The sequence below is a fragment of the Cellulomonas chitinilytica genome, from assembly GCF_016862675.1.
In the GTDB taxonomy this organism is placed as follows: Bacteria; Actinomycetota; Actinomycetes; order Actinomycetales; family Cellulomonadaceae; genus Cellulomonas; species Cellulomonas chitinilytica.
This window is the reverse complement of record NZ_BONK01000007.1, coordinates 91,027-113,258: the sequence shown is the minus strand read 5'-3', so window position 1 is coordinate 113,258 and position 22,232 is coordinate 91,027. Positions and strand designations below refer to the sequence as shown.

The window sequence follows — 22,232 nt, the reverse complement described above, 5'->3', positions numbered from 1 at the left end:
ACCTGTATCGCCGCTCGTGGCTCGTTCCCTACCCCGCAGCAGGATGTCGCCGCGACGTCAGCCGAACCAGCGCGGCAGCGTGTCCTCCCAGGCGCGACGCGCCTCGGTCAGGGGCAGCGTGAACAGGCCGGCGACCTCGACCGCGGGGCCGTGCTCGTGGTCCGCGTCGTCGACCGGTGCACCGGCACCCGGCGAGCAGGACTCCGCCGTCTCGCCGAGGCGGAGCACCGGGACGCCGCGCGCGGTGCACAGGTCCGCGAGGCGGACCTCCTCCGAGCGCGGGACCGCGACGAGCGCGCGGGCCGTGGACTCCGAGAACAGGGCCTCGAACGGGGTCACGCCGTCCCGCTCGCACAGCGCGTCGAGCGTCACCTGCGCGCCGACGCCGTAGCGCAGGCTCGCCTCGACGAGCGCCTGCGCCAGACCGCCCTCGGACAGGTCGTGCGCCGAGTCGACGAGGCCGTCGCGGCTCGCCCGCTGCAGGACGGTGGCCAGACGACGCTCGGCCGCCAGGTCGACCTGCGGGGGCAGACCGCCGAGGTGGCCGTGCACGACGTCGGCCCACGCCGAGCCGTCGAGCTCCGCGCGCGTGGTGCCGAGCAGGTAGACCGCCTGGCCGGGGGCCGACCAGCCCGAACGGGTCGCCGAGGCGACGTCGTCCAGCACGCCGAGCACGCCCACGACGGGGGTCGGGTGGATCGCGGAGTCGATCTTGCCGGGCTCGCCCGTGCCGTTGTAGAGCGACACGTTGCCGCCCGTGACCGGGACCTCGAGCTCCTGGCACGCGTCCGCGAGGCCGCGGATGGCCTCGACGAGCTGCCACATCGAGTCGGGGTGCTCGGGGCTGCCGAAGTTGAGGCAGTCCGTGACGGCCAGCGGGCGGGCGCCCGTGGTCGCGACGTTGCGGTACGCCTCCGCGAGCGCGAGCTGGGCGCCCGTGTACGGGTCGAGCTTGCCGTAGCGGCCGTTCGCGTCCGTCGCGAGCGCGACGCCGAGGCCCGACTGCTCGTCGACGCGGACCACGCCGCCGTCGTCGGGCTGCGCGAGGGCCGTGTTGCCCTGCACGAAGCGGTCGTACTGGTTGGTCACCCAGGACTTGTCGGCCAGGTTCGGGCTGGCCAGCAGCTCCAGGACGGTCGCGCGGAGCTCGGCGGGCGTGCCCGGGCGGGCCAGGTTCGCGGCCGTGTCGGCGTTGAGGCCGTCCTGCCACGCCGGGCGGGCGTACGGGCGGTCGTAGACCGGGCCCTCGTGCGCGACCGTCTTCGGGTCGACGTCGACGATGCGGCTGCCGTGGTGGTCGATGGTCAGGCGGCCCGTGCCGGTGACCTCGCCGATCACGGCCGTCTCGACGTCCCACTTGCCGGTGATGGCGAGGAACTCGTCGAGCTTGTCCGGCGCGACGACGGCCATCATGCGCTCCTGCGACTCCGACATGAGGATCTCGCCGGCCGTCAGGGTGGGGTCGCGCAGCAGCACGTTCTCGAGGTCGACGTGCATGCCGCCGTCACCGTTCGACGCGAGCTCGCTCGTCGCACAGCTGATGCCCGCGGCACCGAGGTCCTGGATGCCCTCGACGACCTGCGCGGCGTACAGCTCGAGGCAGCACTCGATGAGCACCTTCTCCATGAAGGGGTCGCCGACCTGCACCGACGGACGCTTGGACGGCTTGGTGTCGTCGAACGTCTCGGACGCCAGGATGCTCGCGCCGCCGATGCCGTCGCCGCCCGTGCGGGCGCCGAACAGCACGATCTTGTTGCCCGTGCCGGACGCGTTGGCGAGGTGGATGTCCTCGTGGCGCAGCACCCCGAGGCACAGGGCGTTGACGAGCGGGTTGCCCTGGTAGGACGCGTCGAAGACGAGCTCGCCGCCGATGTTCGGCAGGCCGAGGGAGTTGCCGTAGCCGCCGACCCCGGAGACCACGCCGTGCACCACGCGGGCCGTGTCCGGGTGGTCGACCGCGCCGAACCGCAGCTGGTCCATGACCGCGACCGGGCGGGCACCCATCGAGATGATGTCGCGCACGATGCCGCCGACACCGGTGGCCGCACCCTGGTACGGCTCCACATAGGACGGGTGGTTGTGCGACTCGACCTTGAACGTCACCGCCCAGCCGTCGCCGATGTCCACCACGCCCGCGTTCTCGCCGATGCCGACGAGCAGGTGCTCCTTCATGGCGTCGGTCGTCTTGTCGCCGAACTGGCGCAGGTGGTTCTTGCTCGACTTGTACGAGCAGTGCTCCGACCACATCACCGAGTACATGGCGAGCTCGGCGGCCGTGGGGCGGCGGCCGAGGATGTCGCGGATGCGCTGGTACTCGTCCGGCTTGAGGCCGAGCTCGGCGAACGGCTGCTCCTGGTCGGGCGTCGCCGCGGCGTGCTCGACGGTGTCGGTCTGGGGGGCGGTGCGCGCAGCTGCGGTGGTCATCGATTCCCTCGGTGGGGGCAGGGACCGGGGGCCGACAGGCCACTGCTGGTCCACGCCCGGGTCGGCAGACGAGGACAAGGGTACCGGCGCGCCGGACGGGGTCCGCCGGGTGTCCGGAGGGAGGTCCGCCGCCCTGTCACGAGCCGGTGACAACCTGGTGACGAACCGGACGGAACCCCGCGGCGCCGCCGTCTCGTTGCTACGGTCGCGCGCATGCCTGCCGACCCGTCCGACGTCCCGCCCGCGCCGACCGACGACCTCGTCCCGCCCGTGCCACCAGTGCCGCCGGCAGAGCGGCCCTCGCCCCGGGACGGCGCAGCGCCGCTCGGCACCTGGTCGGTCGCCGCCCTCGGGGCGCTCGCGGCCGCGGGTGCCTGGCTGCTCGCCGCGGGCCTCCTGTGGGCCTACTCCGACGGGCTCGTCCCCGCCCGCCTCGCGGTCCGGCTCACCCCCGCCCTCCTGCCGATGCCCCTGGGCCCGCGCCCCGGACCGGTCGCCCTGTCGACCGTCGTCGTGGCGGTCGTCGGCGCTCTCGTCACCGCGGGTCTTGCCCTGGCGGTCCGCCGCGGCACCGTGTCCGCGACCGCCGTGCTGCTCTCCGGCTGGTTCGTCGCATGTCTCGCGGGCGTCGCCGGGGCCGCCGTCACCACCGTCGAGATCGGGGCGCAGCTGGGCGCCGTCGTCACGTGGCGCTGGATCGTGTCCCAGGGCGCGACCTGGGGTGTCGTGTGGGGCTGGGCCGTGGGCGTCGTCCTGCTGCTCGCGCTCCGCCGGGGCGCCGCGGTGCGGTCGTCCGGCGCCCGTCCGAGCAGCGTGGTCGCCGCCGTCGTCGCAGGGCTCGTCGCCGCCACGGGGTGGGCCGCGTCCGGGTGGGTGCTCGAGCGGGTGATGACCGAGGTCGGCACCCGCACGGCGGCCCGTCAGCAGGTGACCGAGTGGGCGCTGACCCTGCTGCCGAACAGCGCCGGGCCGGACCTCGCGTGGTTCGGCCCGCCCTACGTCCGGGCGTACCTGCTGGGCGCGGCGCTGCTCGGCGTCGTCGTCGCGGTGGCCGTCGTGCTCGCGGCGCGTGGGACGGCACCGGTGCGCGGGGGCGGTGTCCTGGTGCTCGTGGCGTGGTGGGCGTCCGTGGTCGGCGGCATGGTCGCGACCGTTGTCGCCGCCGCCCAGGCCGGCAGCCACCTGCAGGGCACGGAAGGGGGCGACCCGTTCGGTCTGCTCTCGCTCTACGTCGGGTCGTCCGCGTGGCAGGCGTCGGGCTGGGGGCTCATGTACGGGTGGGTGGTCGGGCTGGTCGCGTGGGTCCTGCTCCGGGTCGTCAACCGGACGTCGACGGACGCACCGGCCGGCGGGCCGCCCGCGCCGGAGGTCGAGGTGCCGGCGACGGCGTCGGTGTAGTCGGGCGCCGCCGAACCCCGGGGGCGCGTCCGGTCGTGGGGCCGTGCTGCCGGTACCGTCGGCCGCATGGCACGACCGTCCCTGCGCGCCCGCGGGTGGCTCGTCGTCCCCGCGTCCGTGCTGCTCGTGACGGTCCTGACGGCCTGCTCGAGGTCGGCCCCCGACACCGTGCCGACGTCGCCGGGCCCACCGTCGACCACGTCGACGCCCACGCCCTCGACGCCCGACGACTCCGCCCCCGCGGTGCGGCGCGACGGGGTCCCGGTCACGTCGGGGGCCGTCACGCTCGCCGTGCGCCCGACGCCGCCCGGCACCGTCACCCCCGCACCGCAGGACGACGGCTCCGTCCGGGCCACGTTCCCCGTGCCGCCGCAGGACACGACCGTCGCGCTCGTCGCGGCACCCGAGGGCGCGGTGTGGGACGTGCTGGCCGACGGCACCGCGGTGGTCCGGGACGCCGCGGGCACGCTGCTGGCCGGCGTGACGCCGACGGGCGGCCGGCTCGAGCGGGCCGACGACGAGGTCGTCCGGCTCGTCACGCCCGCGCCCGGTGCGACCGGCGTCGAGCTGTGGGTCGCGACGGTCGCCGTCAAGGGCGCCGACTGGGGCGAGCGGGAAGGCGGCCGGTCGCTCGCGGTCACGCCGAGCGCCTGGGCCCGCGCCGGGGGCCTCGCCGCCGAGACGGCCCTGCGCGAGCAGCTCGTCGCCGCCGAGCCCGAGGCGGGCACGGCGACGATGCAGGCGCAGCTCGGGTGCCACGAGCTCGGCGCACCCGACAAGGAGACGTGGAACCTCGAGCCGTGGCGGCCGGACGTCGGCCCGCTCGACATGCTCGGGGCACGGTGCAACCCCTGACCGCTGCCACCCCTGACCCGACGACGAGAGGACCCACCGTGACCGACCCCCGCACCGCGCTCGTGACCGGCGCCGCCCGCGGCATCGGCGCCGCCACCGCCCGGCGGCTCGCCGCCGACGGCCTGCGGGTCGCGGTGCTCGACCTGCACGAGGCCGACGCCCGCGGCACCGCCGACGAGATCGTCGCGGCCGGAGGGACGGCGCTCGCCGTCGGGGCGGACGTCGCCGACGAGGACGCCGTGCAGGCGGCGGTCGCCCGGGTGGTCGACGAGCTCGGCGCCCCGACGGTGCTCGTGAACAACGCCGGGATCCTGCGCGACAACCTGCTGTTCCGGATGAGCGCCGCCGACTGGGACGCGGTCCTGTCGGTGCACCTGCGCGGCGCGTTCCTGGTGAGCCGCGCCGTCCAGCAGCACATGGTCGCCGCCCGGTGGGGACGGATCGTCAACCTGTCCAGCACGTCGGCCCTCGGCAACCGCGGCCAGGCGAACTACGCCGCGGCGAAGGCCGGGATGCAGGGCTTCACGAAGACGCTCGCGATCGAGCTCGGACCGTTCGGCGTGACCGTCAACGCCGTGGCCCCCGGGGTCATCGAGACGGACATGACCCGGGCCGCCGCCGAGCGGCTCGGGGTGCCGCCCGAGGAGTACTTCGCCGCCGCCGCGCGGGACGTGCCCGCGCGGCGGGCCGGGACGCCGCAGGACGTGGCGGCGGCCGTCGCGTTCTTCTGCTCCGAGGGCGCCGGGTACGTCTCCGGCCAGGTGCTGTACGTCGCGGGCGGCCCGAAGGCGTGAGGCGCCGGGCGACACCGACCGCCACGCGTGGCCGGGACTAGTCTCGAACGGTCCACCACCGAGCCGGGGAGCAGCCGTGGGACGCCTGCACATCGACCTGTTCGTCACCCTCGACGGCGTCGCACAGGCGCCCGGCGGCCCCGAGGAGGACACCTCCGGCGGCTTCCCGTTCGGCGGCTGGCAGGCACCGCTGTGGGACGACGTCGTCGACCGCGAGGTGACCGCCGGCATCGACGCGATGGACGCCCTCCTGCTCGGGCGCCGGACGTACGACATCTTCGCCGGGTACTGGCCCGACCAGGAGCAGGGCGAGAACGGGCCGATCGCGCGCAGGCTCAACGCCGTGCCGAAGTACGTCGCCAGCCGCGGCACGCCCGAGCTCACCTGGTCGGGGAGCACGCTGCTCGGGCCCGACCTGCCCGCCGAGGTCCGGGCGCTGCGGGACCGGCACGAGAGCACCCACGTCATCGGCAGCGTCGACCTGGTCCAGACTCTCCTGTCCGAGCGGCTCTTCGACGTGCTGACCCTGTGGGTGTACCCGATCGTGCTCGGCCGGGGGAAGAAGGTGTTCCCCGACGGTGCCCGCGCCTCCGGGCTCACCCTCCTCGAGCCGCCCGTCGCGGGCAGCGCGGGTGCCGTCCTGCTGCGGTACGCCCCGACGGGCGCCGACCCCGCCACGGGGGACATGACCTGACCTGCCGCGCCGGCGGGGTCCGACGGGACGCAACTTCACGGGAGTCCCGGTCGTTCAGCACACGACGACCGACCCCCGACCGTCGACCCGACCGGAGGACACCCTCATGCGATGCCCCGTGGACCAGGCCGAGCTCGTGATGTCCGAGCGCCAGGGCGTGGAGATCGACTACTGCCCGACGTGCCGCGGCATCTGGCTCGACCGCGGCGAGCTGGACAAGATCCTCGACCGCGCCGCCGCGACCGCTCCCCCGGTCACCGCACCGGCGACCCGCACGTCCGGCGCGCACGACGACCGGCGGGGGTACGACGACCGGCGGGGGTACGACGACCGGCGGGGGTACGACGACCGGCGCGGGTACGACGACCGCCGGGACGACGGGCGCAGGTCCGCCGACGGCAGCGGCTACGACGACCGCTCCCGCAGCACCGACCCGCGCCGGCGCCGGAAGGAGTCGTGGCTCGGCGAGCTGTTCGACTTCTGACGGCGGCCGCACGGACGCACGGACACCCCGGGAACGACGACGCCCGCCGCCGGGGAGGCCCCTGGCGGCGGGCGTCGTGGTGCGACCGGTCAGCGCACGTGCTTCTCCGGCCGCGGGGCGTCGCCGGACGCCCGCTGCGCCTTGAGGTAGGCCCGCGCCTCGTCCTGCCGCTCCGCCTCGGCACCCGACGCGATCGGCGCCCGCAGGTGCTCCTGGCCGTAGCCGAACGCGTCCACGAGGTCCTGCGCGTGCGGCCGCAGCCGCGTGAGCAGCCGGTCGATGTACGACGTGACGGTCCGCGCCCGTCCCGCCGACAGCCGGCCGTTGACGAGGTACCAGGCGAGGTGCCGCTCGACGAGCGTGAGGCCGAACAGGTCCCGGACCCACGTGAGCACCTGGCGGGTGCCCGGGTCGGTGACCCGGTCGAGGGCCGCGGTGAACGACTCCCACTGCACGAGCTCGGAGTGCGCCCGCGCGGCCTCGACGAGGTCGTGCTGGTGCTGGTTGAACAGCGCCGCGGCCGTCGCCGGGTCCGCCTTCTGGGCCGGGCGGAGGGCCTGCGCGATCTCGGCGACCATCGTCTCGACCCGGTCGACGAGCAGCGACCGCTGGGTGGCCGTCTCGCGGAGCTGGCCGGCCGAGCGGCGGGCGTCGCCGACGTCGGCGATCGTCTGGACCGCGCGGTGCAGCGGCGTGCGGAACCGGGCGGCGTCGGCGGCCCGCTCGGCGACGAGGCGGGCGACCTTGACGGCGTCGAGGTGCTTGAACGACTTGCCGTAGTCGGTGAGCAGCCGCTTGCCGACGAGCTGCAGCAGGACGGTGTTGTCCCCCTCGAACGTCGCGTACACGTCCATGTCCGCGCGCAGCCCGGTGATCCGGTTCTCGGCGAGGAACCCGGCGCCGCCGCACGCCTCTCGGCACGTCTGCAGCGTGCGCAGCGCGTGCCACGTCGACGCCGGCTTGAGGGCCGCCGCGAGCGTCTCGAGGTCCTCACGGGTCTCGGGGGTGTCGTTGCGGCCGCTGAACACGTCGTCGAACGCGGCGAGCAGGTCTTCGTGCGCGAACCCCGCGGCGTACGTCTCGGCCAGCAGCGGGAGCAGCCGGCGCTGGTGCTCGGCGTAGTCGAGGAGCACGACCTCCTCGGTCGGCGAGGCGGACGCGAACTGGCGGCGCTGGTTGCCGTAGGTGATCGCGATCGTCAGGCCGAGCCGGGACGCGGTGACCGCGGCGCCGTCGAGGGACACACGGCCCTGCACGAGCGTGCCGAGCATCGTGAAGAAGCGGCGGCCGGGGCTCGCGATGGGCGACGAGTAGGTGCCGTCCTCCGCGATGTCGCCGTACCGGTTGAGCAGGTTGGTCCGCGGGACACGCACGTGGTCGAACCAGAGCCGCCCGTTGTCGATGCCGTTGAGGCCGCCCTTGAGGCCGTCGTCCTCGCCGCCGACGCCGGGCAGGAACTCCCCCGTCTGCGGGTCGCGGATCGGCACGTAGACCGCGTGCACCCCGTGGTCGACGGCCTGGCCGCCGGGAGGCGCGGTGATGAGCCGCGCGAACACGACGGCCGCGGTGCCGTGCTGGGCGGCGTTGCCGAGGTAGTCCTTCCACGCGGCCCGGAACGGCGTGTGGACGACGATCTCCTGCGTCGCCGGGTCGTACGTCGCGGTCGTGCCGATCGCGGCGACGTCCGAGCCGTGACCGGTCTCCGTCATCGCGAATGCGCCGGGCACCGCGATGGACAGAGCGTCCGCCAGGAACTCGTCGTGGTTGCGCTCGGTGCCCAGGTGGTAGATCGCCGACGCGAACAGCCCCCACTGCACGCCCGACTTGATCTGCAGCGACGGGTCGGCGTGCGTGAGCTCCTCGAACCGGGCGAGGAAGCCGCCGTGGTCCTCGGCGCCGCCGAACCGCACCGGGAACGAGCGGTGCACGTCGCCCTCGACCGCGAGCAGCCGCAGCTGCGCGAGGACCCGCTCGCGGTGCTCGGCGAGCGTCTGGCCGGGGATCTGGTGGAACCGCTCGTCGCTCATGAGGGTGCGGGCCGCGAGCCGCAGCTCGGGGTAGTGCCCGAGCAGGACGTGCTGCAGGTGCGCGACGTCGATGCCGGCGAGCTCGGCGTCGAGCCGGGGGTCGCCCTGCTCGCCGTTCGTGCTCGACGGGGTGGTGCGCGGTGTGGTGGTGGTCATCGGGTCTCCTGCGTGGGATCGGCCGGGAGTGCGTCGGCGAGCGGGTGCGACAGGTCCAGTGCGGTGTCGGCGGTGGGGTCCTCGGCGTGGGGGCGGCCGCGGTCGCGGGCGAGCAGGCCCACGGGGCCGGCCCAGAGCCAGGCGGCGACCTGGGCGGTGATGGTCTCCCGGTCGGGGCTGCCCGGCTCGTCGCGGTGGGCCAGCCACCATTCGCCGGCGCCGCGCACGAAGCCGACGGCGCCCGCGGCCCAGGACTCGGCGAGCGCCACCCGGGCGCGCAGCGCGGCCTCGTCGGGCCCGGCCTCGTGGGGTCCGACCTCGTCCGGCCCGGCCTCGGGCCGGCGGGCGGTGCGACGTCCGTCGCCCCCGTCCTCGGTGAGCCCGCGGGCGAACGGCGCCGCCACCAGGGCGGTGACGGAGTCGAGGAAGTGGCCGAGGGGGCCGCCGGACTCGACGGAGCCGTTGCGGGTGACGAACGCGTACACGTTCGGGGAGGACTCGATCATCTCGAGGTAGACGGCGACCATGGCCCGCAGGCCGTCGCGCGGGGTCGGTGCGACCCGGAGAACGCCCTCGAGGGCACCTTGGATCTGCAGCACGACGGCCTCGGCGACGGCGATCTGCAGGCCCGTCTTGTCCGCGAAGTAGCGGTAGACGATCGACTTCGACGTGCCGGCGGCGGCAGCGATCTCCTCCATGGAGACGTCGGCGCCCTGGTGGTGGACGGTGCGTCGGGCGATGCGGACGAGCTCCGCGCGGCGGGCCTCGCGGTGGTCGGCCCAGCGCGTGGAGCGGCCGTCGACGGCGAACGCGTCGGTGGGGGCCGGGGCACGGGCAGGGGATGGTCGGGCGCCGCGACCGGGGGCTGCGGCGTCGCTGCTCAACAGGGTGAGGGCCGGCGTCGTCGCCGGGCCCGGTGTGACAGGGCTCACGGGACCGAAGGTATCAGGTACTGTCGGTCCTGGACACAACACCCGGGACTTACGTCCCTTCCATCACTGACGATGCGAGAGGAAAGCCTGATGGCAGCCTCCACCCCGAAGTCCCGGACGACCGCTGACCCGGCCGGCCCGCGCCGCGCCCTGGTGCTCGGCGGCAACCGGATCCCGTTCGCCCGCGCCGGCGGCAAGTACGCCCACGCGAGCAACCAGGACATGCTGACCGCCGCGCTCGACGGGCTCGTCGCCCGGTACGGGCTGCAGGGCGAGCGGATCGGCCAGGTCGCCGCCGGAGCGGTGCTCAAGCACAGCCGGGACTTCAACCTGACCCGCGAGTCGGTGCTCGGGTCCGCGCTGTCGCCCGAGACTCCGGCGTACGACCTGCAGGAGGCGTGCGCGACCGGGCTGGAGACGGTCGTCGCGCTGACGAACAAGATCCGGCTCGGCCAGCTCGAGTCGGCGATCGCGGGCGGCGTCGACTCCACGTCGGACGCACCGATCGCCGTCTCCGACCGGCTGCGGCGCGTGCTGCTCGACCTCTCGCACGCCAAGACGCCCCAGCAGAAGCTCGCCGCCGTCGCGCGCCTGCGCCCGAAGGACCTCGCCCCCGCCGCACCCCGGACCGACGAGCCGCGCACCGGCCTGTCCATGGGCGAGCACCAGGCCCTCACCACCGCGCAGTGGGGCATCACGCGCGAGGCGCAGGACGAGATCGCGCTGCTCAGCCACCAGCGGCTCGCCGCCGCCTACGACGCCGGGTTCTTCGACGACCTCGTGACGCCGTTCCGCGGCCTCGTCCGCGACGCGAACCTCCGCACCGACACGTCGATGGAGAAGCTCGCCACGCTCAAGCCGACGTTCGGCCTGACGCTCGACACCCCCGCCACGATGACCGCCGGCAACTCCACGCCGCTCACCGACGGCGCGTCCACCGTGCTGCTCGGGTCCGACGAGTGGGCCGCCGCGCACGACCTCACGCCGCTCGCCGCCGTCGTCGACGCCGAGGCCGGGGCCGTCGACTTCGTGCACGGCGTCGACGGGCTGCTCATGGCCCCCGCGTTCGCCGTGCCGCGGCTGCTCGCCCGCAACGGGCTCACGCTCGACGACTTCGCGTACGTCGAGATCCACGAGGCGTTCGCGTCGACCGTGCTCACCACGCTCGCCGCCTGGGAGTCCGAGGAGTTCGGCCGTGACCGCCTGGGGCTGCCCGGGGCGTTCGGCAAGGTGGACCGTTCGCGGCTCAACGTGCACGGGTCCTCGCTCGCGGCGGGCCACCCGTTCGCCGCGACCGGCGGCCGGATCGTCGCGACCATCAGCAAGGAGCTGCACCGCCGGAAGGCCGCCGAGGGCGGCACCCCGCGGGCGCTCGTGTCCGTGTGCGCAGCCGGCGGGCTGGGCCTCACCGCGATCCTCGAGGCGGCCTGACCCATGACCGACACGTACCTCAACCTCGTCAACAGCGGGGTCACGAAGAAGCTCGCGAAGCAGCTCGGCCTGCCGCAGCCCGCGCCCCTGCGCCGGCACCAGCCGGGACAGCCGCTGCTCGACGGGCCCGCGCTCGTGCTCGGGTCGGGCGCCGACGCGGACACGCTCGCCGCGCTGCTCGCGGGCGGCCCGGGCCTCGGGTGGGACCTCGACGTGCACCGGCACGCGGTGCCGGACACCCGGTACGCCGCCGTCGTCCTCGTGCTCACCGAGGTCGTGCACCCCACCGAGCTGAGCGCGCCCGTGCTCGCCGCCGCCGGTGTGCTCAAGGGGCTCGCGCGCGGGGGTCGCGTGGTCACCGTGTCGCGCGAGGCGGTGGCGGACGACGCGCCCGCCGTGGCCGCCGCCCGGCAGGGGGTCGACGGTCTGCTGCGGTCGCTCGCGAAGGAGCTGCGCGGCGGGGCGACCGGCAACGGGGTCGTGCTGCACGCGGGCGTGCCCGTCGACGCCCCGTCGTCCGTGGGGGCGCTGCGGTTCTTCCTGTCGCGGCGGTCCGCGTTCGTCGACGGGCAGCTGCTCGTCGTCGACTCGTCGGCCGGCACGCTGCCCGACGACTGGGACCGGCCGCTCGCCGGGCGGGTCGCCGTCGTCACCGGCGCCGCCCGCGGCATCGGCGCGTCGATCGCCGACACGCTCGCCCGCGACGGCGCGACCGTCGTCGCCGTCGACGTGCCCGCCGCCGGGGAGCAGCTCGCCACCGTCGCCAACCGGGTGCGCGGCACCGCCCTGCAGCTCGACGTCACGGCCGACGACGCCGGTGCGCGGATCCTCGAGCACGCCCTGCAGCGGCACGGGCGGCTCGACATCGTGGTGCACAACGCCGGCATCACGCGCGACAAGCTGCTCGCCAACATGACGCCCGACAAGTGGGACTCCGTCCTCGCGGTGAACATCGCGTCCCAGCTGCGGATCAACGAGGCCCTGCTCACGTCCGGCGACTTCACGGACGCGCCGCGGATCGTGTCGCTCGCGTCCACGTCGGGCATCGCGGGCAACCGCGGGCAGACGAACTACGCGGCGTCCAAGGGCGGCGTCATCGGCATGGTCCGGGCGACCGCTCCCCTGCTCACCGCGTTCGGCGGCACCGCCAACGCGGTCGCCCCCGGGTTCATCGAGACCGACATGACGGCCCGCATCCCCGCCCTCACCCGGCAGGTCGCCCGGCGGCTCAACTCGCTCCAGCAGGGCGGGCTGCCCGTCGACGTCGCCGAGACCGTGGCGTTCCTCGCGTCGCCCGCCGCCGGCGGGGTCGTCGGGCGCGTGCTGCGGGTGTGCGGGCAGAACATGGTGGGCCAGTGACGTCGACCGTCGTCCTGCCCGGCGTCCCGGCCCTCGCGGGGGTGTACGCGCGCGGGGCCGGGGCGTCGGGACGGCTGGCCGTCGCGCGCCGGCTCGGCCGTGCGCCGTCCGCGCTGCCCGACGTCGTGTACACGGTGAGCGGCGTCCGCGCCGACCCTCAGCAGCTCACCGCGTACCAGCACCTGCTGGGTGAGCCCGCGTCCGACCGGCTGCCCGCCGGGTTCGTGCACGTGCTCGCGTTCCCCGTCGCCACCGCCCTCATGGCCCGCACCGACTTCCCGCTCCCGCTCGCCGGGCTCGTGCACCTGAGCAACCACGTCGAGCAGCACCGGCCGGTGACGCTCGACGACCCGCTCGACGTCCGGGCCTGGGCCGCGGACCTGCGCGCGCACCGCAGCGGGACGCAGGTCGACCTCGTCACCGAGGTGCGGACCGGCGACACGCTCGCGTGGCGCGGGGTGTCGACGTACCTCGCGCGCGGCATCCGGCTGGGCGGCGACGGCGCGCCGGCGTCCGACGAGGAGCGCGTGCCGTTCGTGCCGCCCACGCCCACCGGCCGGTGGCGGCTCGCCGCCGACACGGGCCGTCGCTACGCCGCCGTGTCCGGCGACCGCAACCCCATCCACCTGTCGTCGCTGTCCGCGAAGGCGCTCGGCTTCCCGCGCGCCATCGCGCACGGGATGTACACGGCGGCCCGGGCGCTCGCCGACGTCGGGGCCGCACGCGGCGACGCCTACGTGTGGTCCGTGGAGTTCGCCGGGCCCGTGCTCCTGCCGGGGACCGTCACGGTGCGCGTCGCGCACGACGACGCCGACGGGTTCACGTTCGCCGGGTGGGACGCCCGCTCGGGCAAGCCCCACCTCACCGGCACGGTCACCCCGCTCGCCGCCTGACGCCCCTCCCGCCCCGCCCTCCACCCCGCGCACCCCGCCCTCCCCGCCCGCGACCGAGACGCTGAGAACGTGACTTCGGGGTGAGAACGTCAGTCTGAAGTGCCGTTCTCGCCCCGAAGTCACGTTCTCGACGGGTGAGGGGTGCAGGCGGGGGCCGGGTCGGTCAGGCGTCGGTGCGGGCGGGTGCCAGGCGGGTCAGGAGGCCGTCGCGGACCGCGGGCCACTCGTCCGACAGGATCGAGAAGTACGCCGTGTCGCCGCGGGAGCCGTCCGGTGCCACGCGGTGGCTGCGCAGCACGCCCTCCGGCGTCGCGCCGAGGCGGGTGATCGCGGCGACGGACCGGGTGTTGCGGGCGTCGGCACGTAGCGCCACGCGGGCGCACCCCCACGACTCGAACGCGTGCCGCAGCATCAGGAGCTTGCACGCCGGGTTGTTCGACGTGCCCCACCAGCGCCGCGCGAAGTAGGTGTGTCCGATCTCGACGCGCAGCAACCGCGGCTCCCAGTCGTAGAACGACGTGCTGCCGCGGACCTCGCCCGACGCCGCGTCCAGCACGGCGAACGCGAGCCGGCCGGGGGTGGCCGTGGCCGCGTCGATCATCGCCTCCACCGCAGCGGCACCGACCGGGACCGGGGACGTCATGCCACGCCACAGGTCGTCGTCGATGATCTCCGCGAGCTCGGCGGCGTGCGAGGGGTCCAGCGGGACGAGCCGGGCGCCGAAGCCGTCGAGAGTCAGGTCGTGCAGCATGCGGCGATGGTGCCACAGGCCGCGAAGGGCATTCCGGTGCGGGTCGTCAGCGCAGGGCGAACGAGAGCACGAACAGGGCCGCGCTGATGCCCGACAGCACGAGCCCCGTCACCGCACGGCCCATGCCGACGGCCTTCGGGTACCCCTCCGCCCGGATGGCACGCGCCTTCTTGACGCCCTGGATGCCGACGAAGATCGCCAGCCACGACGCGATCGCGTAGTCCGTGAACAGCAGGACCAGGATCACGACGATGCCGGCGACGAGCGCCCACGTCGCCGTCCGGTTCTTCGGCTTCTCCATCGAGTACGCGCCGGTCGCCGACCACGTGCCCGGGTACGTCGAGGTCGCGCCGCCCGGGAACGACACCCCGGCCCCGGACGGGTAGCCGCCGCCCGCCACCGGGTAGCCGGGCACACCGCCCACCGAGGCGGACGGGTACCCCGGGACGCCACCGGGTGCAGCGCCGAACCCGGCCGTGCCGGCGGCCTGCTGCTGCGGGTACCCGGGGACGGCGTCGGCGTGCTGCGTCGGGTACCCCGGGGCCGCGTACGTCGGGGCCGCGGGGGCGGGCTCCTGCTGCGTGTGCTGCGTCCACTGCGTCCCGTCCCACCAGCGGTGCGCGCCGGGCGCATGCGGGTCCGGGTACCACCCGGCGACGGGCGTGCTGCCTGCCTGGTCGAAGGCGGTGCTCATGCGGGTGTTCCTCGTCTCGGGTGGTCGCCGTCACGCCGACGACGGGTCGGTGGGCGTCAGAGCTCGCGCGTCCCGGCGTCGGGACGTCCGGGAGGCACCCACCCACACATCGGCAGGTCACGGCCCGGACTTCACCTCCGGGGCGCGACGCGTCCTGCCCGAGGTCCTGCCGCGGACGACGTCAGTCGTCGAGCGCGGGACCGCACGCCGCCGCCGCGGTGGCGGCCAGGTGGTCGAGCCCGTGCACCTCGACGAGCGGCCGGGTGTCGTCGACGACCGCCCAGCACGCGTCGACGATCTCGTACTGCGACGCCGGACCGTCGGCGAGGTACGTCCGCAGCGCGACGACCAGGCGGTCGACCGCCTCGCTCGTCGTCCCGACGCCGACCGACGCCCGGATCGCCCCGCCCGACGCACCGAGATGCGCGAGCAGCGGGTGCGCGCAGAAGCGGCCGTCACGCACGCCGATGCCGTGCTCGGCCGCGAGGTACGCCGCGACCAGGCCGGAGTCGTGCCCGGGCACCGTGAACGTGAGGACCCCCACGGGGTCGGCCGAGTCCGGCCAGATCCGCGCGACCTCGACGCCGTCGATGGCCGACAGCCCGTCCACGAGCCGCCCGCGCAGGGCCTCCTCGTGGGCGGCGAGCGCCCCGGCCGGGAGCGCGCCGAGCTGGTCGCACGCCTCGGCGAGCGCGATCGCGCCCAGGACGTTCGGGGAGCCCGCCTCGTGACGGGCCGGCGCGGGCTGCCAGATCGTCCGGTCCGAGCGGACGTCGCGCACCGCACCTCCCCCTGCGAGGTACGGCGTGCCGGTGTCCAGCCAGTCGCGGCGGCCCACGAGCGCGCCCGCACCGAACGGCGCGTACGTCTTGTGGCCGGAGAACGCCACGTAGTCGGCGTCGGTGGCGGTGAGCGAGAACCCGCGGTGCGGCACGAGCTGGGCGCCGTCGACGGCGACGCGGGCACCGGCCGCGTGCGCGATCGCGACGACCTCGTCGAGCGGCAGGGACTCACCCGTGACGTTCGACGCGCCGGTGACGGTGACCAGGGCGTACGGGAGGCGGGCGAGCTCGTCGCGGAGCGAGTCGAGCGTCGCGGCGACGGTCTTCTCGATGGGCAGGATGGTCGTGGTGTTGCCGTGCCGACCGCCGGAGTGCACCCAGGGCAGCAGGTTCGCGTGGTGCTCGACGTCGAGGACGAGCACGCGTCCGCCGGCGGGCACGACGCCGGCCAGCAGGTTGAGCGAGTCGGTCGTGTTGCGCGTGATGATCGCGACGTCGTCGGGTCGCGCGTCGACGAAGCGGGCGATGGTCTGCCGGGCCGACTCGTACAGGGCGGTCGAGACCTGGGACAGGTACCCGGCGCCGCGGTGGACGGACGCGTACAGGGGCAGGACCTCGGTGACGCGCGCCGCCACGGCCTCGAGGGCGGGCGCGCTCGCCGCGTAGTCGAGGTTGGCGTAGACGCGCTGCGTGCCGTCCACGAGGGGCACCGTGGTGTCGGCGCCGACGACGCGGAGCAGGGGGCTGACGTGCGGGAGGGTCGTCGCGGTGGCGGCGACCTCCGCACACGACTCGCGCTCGGCGGTGACGGTCATGGTGGTCCTCCACAAGGCTCAGGGGGACACCGTGCCTGTGGTGGACCCCGCGCTTGCCGGACGCCGGACGGCGGCCAGCCAGGTCGTCACCCGGGGCACCCCGCCGCGGAGGAGGGTTGCCGGCCAGCGAGCCGGGGCTTCGCGCTGGCGCTCATGACCTGAGACGAGGGTCGCCAAGGTCCCCCGGTCGTGTCAACGACACGCCCGGCGCGTCTCGGATGACGGGACGCCGTGTCCAGCACTTGGAGGGTTCCGGTCGCTCCGCGTAGCATCACCGGCACCATCCAGAGCGGCCGAGAGATCTGGCTCGACGACGCCGCAGCAACCCGCGGGCACCACGTGCCCGGCCGAGGGTGCTACCGCCAGGACCGATGGAGGCGAGATGAGCTACGCAGGTGACCTGACGCCGCAGCAGGCGTGGGAGCTGCTCACGACCGACGAGCGAGCCGTGCTCGTCGACGTGCGCACGGACGGGGAGTGGCAGCAGATCGGCGTCCCCGACGCCGACGCCCTCGGCGGCCGCGCCGCGTTCGTCGAGTGGGTGCAGGCACCGTCCGGCCGCCAGAACCCGCTGTTCCTCACGCAGCTCGCCGAGGCGGGCCTCGTGCCCGGCGACGAGCGTCCGGTCGTGTTCCTGTGCCGGTCCGGGGTCCGGTCGATCGCCGCCGCGCAGGCCGCGACGGCCGCCGGGCTCGGTCCCGCGTACAACGTGCTCGAGGGCTTCGAGGGCGGCATCGGGCCGGACGGCCAGCGTGGGCACGAGGGCTGGCGCGCCGCCGGCCTGCCGTGGCGGCAGAAGTGAGCGGCCGCCCGGACGGGGCCCGGGTCCCCGGCCCGCTCGACTGGGACGACCGGCGGGTCGGGCGCGACTCGCTGCGCCCCGACACCCTTGCCGTGCGCGGCGGGCTCGTCCGCTCCGAGTTCCACGAGGTCTCCGAGGCGATCTACCTCACGCAGGCGTACACCTACGACTCCGCGGCCGAGGCCGAGGCGGCCTTCGCCGGCGAGCGGGACCGCTTCCTGTACTCCCGGTACAACAACCCGACCGTCTCCACGTTCGAGGAGCGGCTCCGGCTGCTCGAGGGCGCCGAGGCCGCGTACGCGACCGCGACCGGCATGTCCGCGGTGTTCACCGCGCTGGCCGCCGTCCTGCAGCAGGGGTCGCGCGTCGTCGCCGCGCGGGCGCTGTTCGGGTCGTCCGTCGTGATCTTCGACGAGATCCTCGCCAAGTGGGGCGTGCGCACCGACTACGTCGACGGGCACGTGCTCTCGCAGTGGGAGGAGGCCCTCGCCACCCCCGCGGACGTCGTGTTCTTCGAGACGCCGTCGAACCCCATGCAGGACCTCGTCGACATCGCCGCCGTCAGCCGGCTCGGGCACGCCGCGGGCGCGCTCGTGATCGTCGACAACGTGTTCGCGACGCCCGTGCTGTCCCGCCCGCTCGACCTCGGCGCCGACGTCGTCGTGTACTCGGCGACCAAGCACATCGACGGCCAGGGCCGGGTGCTCGGCGGTGCGATCCTCGGCAGCGAGGAGTACGTGCGCGGGCCCGTCCAGACGCTCATCCGGAACACCGGCCCGTCGCTGTCCGCGTTCAACGCGTGGGTGCTGCTCAAGGGCCTCGAGACGCTGTCGCTGCGCGTGAAGCACCAGACGGCGTCGGCCCTGCGGCTCGCGACGTGGCTGGAGCAGCAGCCCGGCGTGGCCCTCGTCCGCTACCCGTACCTGACGTCCCACCCGCAGCACGAGCTCGCGCTCGCGCAGCAGTCGGGCGGCGGGACCGTCGTGACGTTCAACCTGCGCGTGCCCGAGGGGGCGTCCGCCGACGTCGCGAAGAAGGCCACGTTCGGCGTGCTCGACTCGCTGCGGATCCTCGACATCTCGAACAACCTCGGCGACGCGAAGTCGATGGTCACGCACCCGGCGACGACGACGCACCGCAAGCTCGGCCCCGACGGGCGGGCCAAGGTGGGGATCGCCGAGTCGACGGTGCGGCTGTCCGTCGGGCTCGAGGACGTCGACGACCTGATCGACGACCTCACGCAGGCGCTGGACCGGCTGCCGGACTGAGCTCGACGCACCGACGGCCCGCGCCGACGGCGTCGGCCGCCGGCGCCCGGGCAGGTCGGGCTCGGGGGCGCCGCGGCGCGCGAGCAGGTCGGCTCGTGGCCCGGCGGCGCGCTGCGCGGTTCACTGGGCCCTGTGACAGCCACCTCGTCCCCGCGACGTCGGACGCGCGACGTCGTCCCCCTGGCCCGCCTCGGGATCGGCGTCGTCATCGGCGTCGCGGTGGCGCTCGTCGTCGTCTGGACGTCGCTGGTCGTCGCGGTGCTCGCGGGATGGGCGACGACCGCGGTCCTGTTCGTCGTCTCCACCTGGGCGGTGGTCGGCCCGATGGACTCTGCGCAGACCTCCGCGCACGCCACCCGCGAGGAGCCCACGAGGACCGGCGCCCACCTGGTCGTGGTGGTCGGGGCGCTCGTCAGCCTCGCCGGCGTGACCGTCGTGCTGGTCGGGCCGGACGACGGCGACGCGCTGCCCACCCTCGCGGTGGTGGCGAGCGTGGTCGCGTCCTGGGCGGCGATCCACACGGTCTTCGCGCTGCGGTACGCGCGGATGTTCTTCGGCGGCACGCCCGGCGGCATCGACTTCCACCAGGACGAGCCGCCGCGGTACACGGACTTCGCCTACGTCGCGGTCACCATCGGGATGAGCTTCGCGATCTCCGACACGGACCTGGAGTCGTCGGCGTTCCGGCGGGCGGCCCTGGCGCACGCGATGCTGTCGTACCTGTTCGGCACCGTGATCATCGCGCTCGTGGTCACCCTGGTCGGCGGGCTCTGAACCGACGCCGCGGCCGACCGGCCCACGGTCCCCCTGGGTGCGCCCCCGGCCGTCCGGGCGGTCGGCGCGCTCAGAGCCGGACGGTCTCGTTCTCGCCGCCGTCGTAGCGCTCGTGCTTCACCTTGGCCTTGACGAGACTCAGCACCGTCGCGAGGCGCCCACCCGCGGAGTCCCAGTACTCGGCCGTCTCGCCGTGCAGCACCACGAGCACGAGCCCCGGGGTCTCGGGGCCGTCGGGGTACCAGGCCGCCGCCGTCGCGCCCCAGAGCTCCCGGGCCTTCGCCGTGTCGCGGACCACCTCGGCGGGCCCGGACACGGAGACCCACGACGAGCGGTCGGCGAACGCGGCGTTCGCGGGGCTGCCGTGCTCGATCTCGTCGACCTTGTGGCTGTCGGCGTCGGCGAAGAACCACAGGTCGCCGTCGAAGTCGACGTCCTGCACGCCCATCGGACGGCTCACCAGGCTGCCGTCGGCCGCGACCGTGGTGAGCATCGCGATGCGGGCGCCCTTGATGAGCTCGGCCACCTTCGCCACGTCGTCCTGCGCCATCGCGACCTCCTCGTCGGGCCCCCGGGCGGAGGCGGTCGGGCCACGGTAGGTCGACCGTGGCCCGACCGCATCCGGATCGGCCGTCAGGCTCAGAGGCTCAGCGCACCCACTTCTCCCCCGCCTCGACGGAGACCGTCAGGACGTTCTCCGGCGGCGGCACCGGGCACGTCGCGAACTGCGTGAGGCCGCACGGCAGGTTGGCCGCCCGGTTGAGGTCGAGCGTCACCGTCCCGTCGTCGGCCACCGGGCCGAGCGACAGGGTGCGGGACGCCGGGTAGGTCGTGACGCCGCTCGTCGCGTCGCGGAACAGCACGCCGAGCCCCCGCGTGCCGTGGTCGAAGACGGTGAGCGCCTGGTCGATGCCGTCGATCGCGAACCGGACGACGCCCACGGCCGTGTGGTGGTGCTCCAGGCCCTCGACGACACCCCCGGTCGTCACGCGGCGCGGCTCGTCGAACCGCTCGAGCCGACCCGTCACCACCCACCGCTCGTCGGGCTCGTACGCGGGGATGCCCTGGAACGCGGCGAGCTGCGGCGCGAGCGGGTCGTGCACCCGCACGATGACGTGGCCGGTGCGACGGGCCACCTCGAGGAGCAGGTCCCCGGAGCGGACGTGCAGGCCCGGTGCGCCCTCGACCGGGTCGAGCTCGGCCACGCCGTCGACCACGGTGCCGTCGGCCAGGGTCAGGCCGTCCGCGTCGGTGGCCTCGAGGCGCAGCGGGCCGCCCTGCGGCGCCGACCAGCGGCCCGGGATCCCCTCGAGCGCGACGGGCTCGGCCGTGAGCCAGTGGATGGCGGTGATGGCGACCCAGCCGTGCGGGTCGCGGTAGTAGGCCTCGCGCTCGTCGTGCCAGGCCTGCCAGTCGGCGGCGAACGTGGCGGTGCGGTCGGTCGTGGTGGTCATGCGGTCCTCCTGCGGGAAGGGGTGCAGCGGTGCGACGGACGGTCAGGAGACGGCGACGAGGTCCTCGGAGGCGACGTCGTCGGCGGCGCGGGTGCGGCCGAACGCGTCGGCCGGCGGGAGGCCGAGGTGGCCGCGCAGCGTGGTGCCCTCGTAGGACGTGCGGAACGAGCCGCGCTCCTGGAGGAGCGGGACGACGCGGTCGACGAACTCGTCGAGCCCGTGCGGCGTGAGGTGCGGCACGAGGATGAACCCGTCGGAGGCGTCCTCCTGCACGTACCGGTCGATCTCCGCGGCGACGTGCTCGGGCGTGCCGACGAACGAGTGACGGCCGACGACCTGGATGACGAGCTCGCGGATCGACAGGCCCTTCGCCTCGGACAGCTCGCGCCACTGCTTCGCGACGGCGAGCGGGTCGCGGAAGAAGCCGGCCTTGCCCTGCGTGACCGACGGCGCGTCCGTCACCGGGTCGACCTCGGGCAGGGGGCCGTCGACGTCGTACGCCGACAGGTCCTGGTTCCACACCTGCTCGACGAACGCGCGGGCGACGCTCGGCCGGATCTGCTGGTGCTGGATCTCGCGCAGCCGCTCCTCGGCCTCCGCGGCGGTGTCGCCGAGCACGAACGACGACCCCGGCAGGATCAGCAGGTCCTCGGGCCGGCGCCCGTACCGGGCGAGGCGGCCCTTGACGTCGGCGTAGAACGCCTGCCCGTCGCCGAGCTCGGTGTGCCGGGAGAAGACGGCGTCGGCCACCTGGGCGGCGAGCTCGCGGCCGCCGTCGGAGTCGCCGGCCTGGATGATCACGGGGTGCCCCTGCGGGGGCCGCGGCAGGGACGGGACGGCCTCGATGTCGACGAGCCTTCCCCCGGTCCGGACCGTCGAGAGCGAGCCCGGGCGGACGAACTCGCCGGTCGCGGCGTCGGCGCGCAGCGCGTCGGGCGCCCACGCGTCCCACAGCGCCCGGGCCGCCTCGACGACCTCCCGTGCCCGCTCGTACCGGTCCGCGTACGCCAGGTAGCCGCCGCGGCGGAAGTTCGCCCCGTGGAACGCGTCCGACGACGTGACGACGTTCCACGCCGCCCGGCCCGCCGACAGGTGGTCGAGCGTCGCGAACTGCCGCGCCAGCTCGTACGGGTCGTTGAACGTCGCGTTGATGGTGCCCGCGAGGCCGACGTGCGTCGTCACGCCCGCGAGCGCGGCGAGCACCGCGTACGTGTCCGGGCGACCGACGACGTCCTGGTCGACGAGCTGCCCGCGGTGCTCGCGCAGCCGCAGGCCCTCGGCGAGGAAGACGAAGTCGAACAGGCCGCGCTCGGCGGTGGCGGCGAGGTGCTGGAAGGACGCGAACGACGACTGGGTCTCGGGGCGGTGCGTCGGGTCGGTCCAGACGGTGTGGTGGTTGACGCCCGGGAAGTGGGCGGCGAGGTGGATCTGCTTCTTCGGCATGG

At 74.8% G+C, this 22,232-nt stretch carries 20 protein-coding genes and 2 riboswitches; of the genes, 11 read left to right on the top strand and 9 right to left on the bottom strand.

Annotated features, from left to right (window positions below; all coding sequences use genetic code 11):
• Window positions 1-57: 57 nt before the first annotated feature.
• Window positions 58-2,424, bottom strand: a complete 2,367-nt coding sequence (gene purL / locus Cch01nite_RS11460; RefSeq protein WP_203753736.1) for a phosphoribosylformylglycinamidine synthase subunit PurL — start codon at window positions 2,422-2,424, stop codon at window positions 58-60.
• A 213-nt stretch (window positions 2,425-2,637) separates the two neighbouring features.
• On the opposite strand from purL, the gene Cch01nite_RS11455 reads away from it, so the two are divergent.
• The 5 genes from Cch01nite_RS11455 (at window position 2,638) to Cch01nite_RS11435 (ending at window position 6,649) form a co-directional block, all read left to right on the top strand.
• Window positions 2,638-3,822 carry a hypothetical protein gene (locus Cch01nite_RS11455; protein ID WP_203753733.1) on the top strand — a complete coding sequence of 395 codons (1,185 nt, stop codon included), beginning with the start codon at window positions 2,638-2,640 and terminating at the stop codon, window positions 3,820-3,822.
• A gap of 66 nt (window positions 3,823-3,888) precedes the next feature.
• Window positions 3,889-4,677 (top strand): DUF2599 domain-containing protein, encoded by a 789-nt coding sequence (locus Cch01nite_RS11450; protein WP_203753730.1) that lies wholly within the window; start codon window positions 3,889-3,891, stop codon window positions 4,675-4,677.
• A 38-nt stretch (window positions 4,678-4,715) separates the two neighbouring features.
• Window positions 4,716-5,471, top strand: a complete 756-nt coding sequence (fabG, locus tag Cch01nite_RS11445; protein WP_203753727.1) for a 3-oxoacyl-ACP reductase FabG — start codon at window positions 4,716-4,718, stop codon at window positions 5,469-5,471.
• Between the two features lie 76 nt (window positions 5,472-5,547).
• Window positions 5,548-6,165 carry a dihydrofolate reductase family protein gene (locus Cch01nite_RS11440; protein WP_203753724.1) on the top strand — a complete coding sequence of 206 codons (618 nt, stop codon included), beginning with the start codon at window positions 5,548-5,550 and terminating at the stop codon, window positions 6,163-6,165.
• A 106-nt stretch (window positions 6,166-6,271) separates the two neighbouring features.
• Window positions 6,272-6,649: a TFIIB-type zinc ribbon-containing protein gene (locus Cch01nite_RS11435; protein ID WP_203753722.1), complete on the top strand. Its 378-nt coding sequence runs from the start codon at window positions 6,272-6,274 to the stop codon at window positions 6,647-6,649.
• A gap of 89 nt (window positions 6,650-6,738) precedes the next feature.
• On the opposite strand, the gene Cch01nite_RS11430 is transcribed toward Cch01nite_RS11435, so the two are convergent.
• On the bottom strand, window positions 6,739-8,832 hold the full coding sequence (locus Cch01nite_RS11430) for an acyl-CoA dehydrogenase family protein (RefSeq protein WP_203753711.1): 2,094 nt from the start codon (window positions 8,830-8,832) through the stop codon (window positions 6,739-6,741).
• On the bottom strand, window positions 8,829-9,764 hold the full coding sequence (locus tag Cch01nite_RS11425) for a TetR/AcrR family transcriptional regulator (protein ID WP_203753692.1): 936 nt from the start codon (window positions 9,762-9,764) through the stop codon (window positions 8,829-8,831). Before Cch01nite_RS11425 ends, Cch01nite_RS11430 begins: the two co-directional genes overlap by 4 nt.
• A 90-nt stretch (window positions 9,765-9,854) precedes the next feature.
• On the opposite strand from Cch01nite_RS11425, the gene Cch01nite_RS11420 reads away from it, so the two are divergent.
• From Cch01nite_RS11420 to Cch01nite_RS11410, 3 genes are read left to right on the top strand one after another with little or no spacing between them, the layout of a single operon-like run.
• Window positions 9,855-11,195 (top strand): acetyl-CoA C-acetyltransferase, encoded by a 1,341-nt coding sequence (locus Cch01nite_RS11420; protein ID WP_203753689.1) that lies wholly within the window; start codon window positions 9,855-9,857, stop codon window positions 11,193-11,195.
• 3 nt (window positions 11,196-11,198) lie between these two features.
• Window positions 11,199-12,554, top strand: coding sequence for a 3-oxoacyl-ACP reductase (locus Cch01nite_RS11415; protein ID WP_203753686.1), 1,356 nt, complete (start codon window positions 11,199-11,201; stop codon window positions 12,552-12,554).
• The gene (locus tag Cch01nite_RS11410; RefSeq protein ID WP_203753683.1) at window positions 12,551-13,447 is read left to right on the top strand and encodes a MaoC/PaaZ C-terminal domain-containing protein; all 897 of its coding nucleotides are present in this window, start codon (window positions 12,551-12,553) and stop codon (window positions 13,445-13,447) included. Before Cch01nite_RS11415 ends, Cch01nite_RS11410 begins: the two co-directional genes overlap by 4 nt.
• 163 nt (window positions 13,448-13,610) lie before the next feature.
• Here Cch01nite_RS11410 and Cch01nite_RS11405 read toward each other — a convergent pair whose 3' ends face one another.
• The 3 genes from Cch01nite_RS11405 to Cch01nite_RS11395 form a co-directional block, all read right to left on the bottom strand.
• Window positions 13,611-14,198, bottom strand: coding sequence for a GNAT family N-acetyltransferase (locus Cch01nite_RS11405; protein WP_203753680.1), 588 nt, complete (start codon window positions 14,196-14,198; stop codon window positions 13,611-13,613).
• A gap of 46 nt (window positions 14,199-14,244) precedes the next feature.
• Entirely contained in the window at window positions 14,245-14,892 is a 648-nt protein-coding gene (locus tag Cch01nite_RS11400) for a DUF2510 domain-containing protein (RefSeq protein ID WP_203753677.1), read from the bottom strand.
• A 181-nt stretch (window positions 14,893-15,073) separates the two neighbouring features.
• Complete coding sequence (locus Cch01nite_RS11395; RefSeq protein WP_203753673.1) at window positions 15,074-16,489, bottom strand: aminotransferase class V-fold PLP-dependent enzyme; 1,416 nt, start codon at window positions 16,487-16,489, stop codon at window positions 15,074-15,076.
• Between the two features lie 44 nt (window positions 16,490-16,533).
• Window positions 16,534-16,648, bottom strand: a riboswitch (SAM riboswitch).
• A gap of 118 nt (window positions 16,649-16,766) precedes the next feature.
• A riboswitch (SAM riboswitch) is annotated at window positions 16,767-16,867 on the top strand.
• Between the two features lie 4 nt (window positions 16,868-16,871).
• Here Cch01nite_RS11395 and Cch01nite_RS11390 point away from each other — a divergent pair.
• The 3 genes from Cch01nite_RS11390 (at window position 16,872) to Cch01nite_RS11380 (ending at window position 19,333) form a co-directional block, all read left to right on the top strand.
• On the top strand, window positions 16,872-17,291 hold the full coding sequence (locus tag Cch01nite_RS11390) for a rhodanese-like domain-containing protein (RefSeq protein ID WP_203753670.1): 420 nt from the start codon (window positions 16,872-16,874) through the stop codon (window positions 17,289-17,291).
• On the top strand, window positions 17,288-18,559 hold the full coding sequence (locus tag Cch01nite_RS11385) for an O-succinylhomoserine sulfhydrylase (RefSeq protein ID WP_203753667.1): 1,272 nt from the start codon (window positions 17,288-17,290) through the stop codon (window positions 18,557-18,559). The genes Cch01nite_RS11390 and Cch01nite_RS11385 overlap by 4 nt, the downstream gene beginning before the upstream one ends.
• Window positions 18,560-18,691: 132 nt before the next feature.
• Window positions 18,692-19,333 carry a DUF1345 domain-containing protein gene (locus Cch01nite_RS11380; RefSeq protein WP_239070340.1) on the top strand — a complete coding sequence of 214 codons (642 nt, stop codon included), beginning with the start codon at window positions 18,692-18,694 and terminating at the stop codon, window positions 19,331-19,333.
• 70 nt (window positions 19,334-19,403) lie between these two features.
• On the opposite strand, the gene Cch01nite_RS11375 is transcribed toward Cch01nite_RS11380, so the two are convergent.
• The 3 genes from Cch01nite_RS11375 to Cch01nite_RS11365 form a co-directional block, all read right to left on the bottom strand.
• Window positions 19,404-19,883 carry a pyridoxamine 5'-phosphate oxidase family protein gene (locus Cch01nite_RS11375; protein ID WP_203753664.1) on the bottom strand — a complete coding sequence of 160 codons (480 nt, stop codon included), beginning with the start codon at window positions 19,881-19,883 and terminating at the stop codon, window positions 19,404-19,406.
• 97 nt (window positions 19,884-19,980) lie between these two features.
• Complete coding sequence (locus Cch01nite_RS11370) at window positions 19,981-20,787, bottom strand: DUF1684 domain-containing protein (RefSeq protein ID WP_203753660.1); 807 nt, start codon at window positions 20,785-20,787, stop codon at window positions 19,981-19,983.
• Between the two features lie 42 nt (window positions 20,788-20,829).
• Window positions 20,830-22,230 carry an NtaA/DmoA family FMN-dependent monooxygenase gene (locus Cch01nite_RS11365; RefSeq protein WP_203753657.1) on the bottom strand — a complete coding sequence of 467 codons (1,401 nt, stop codon included), beginning with the start codon at window positions 22,228-22,230 and terminating at the stop codon, window positions 20,830-20,832.
• Window positions 22,231-22,232 lie beyond the last annotated feature (2 nt).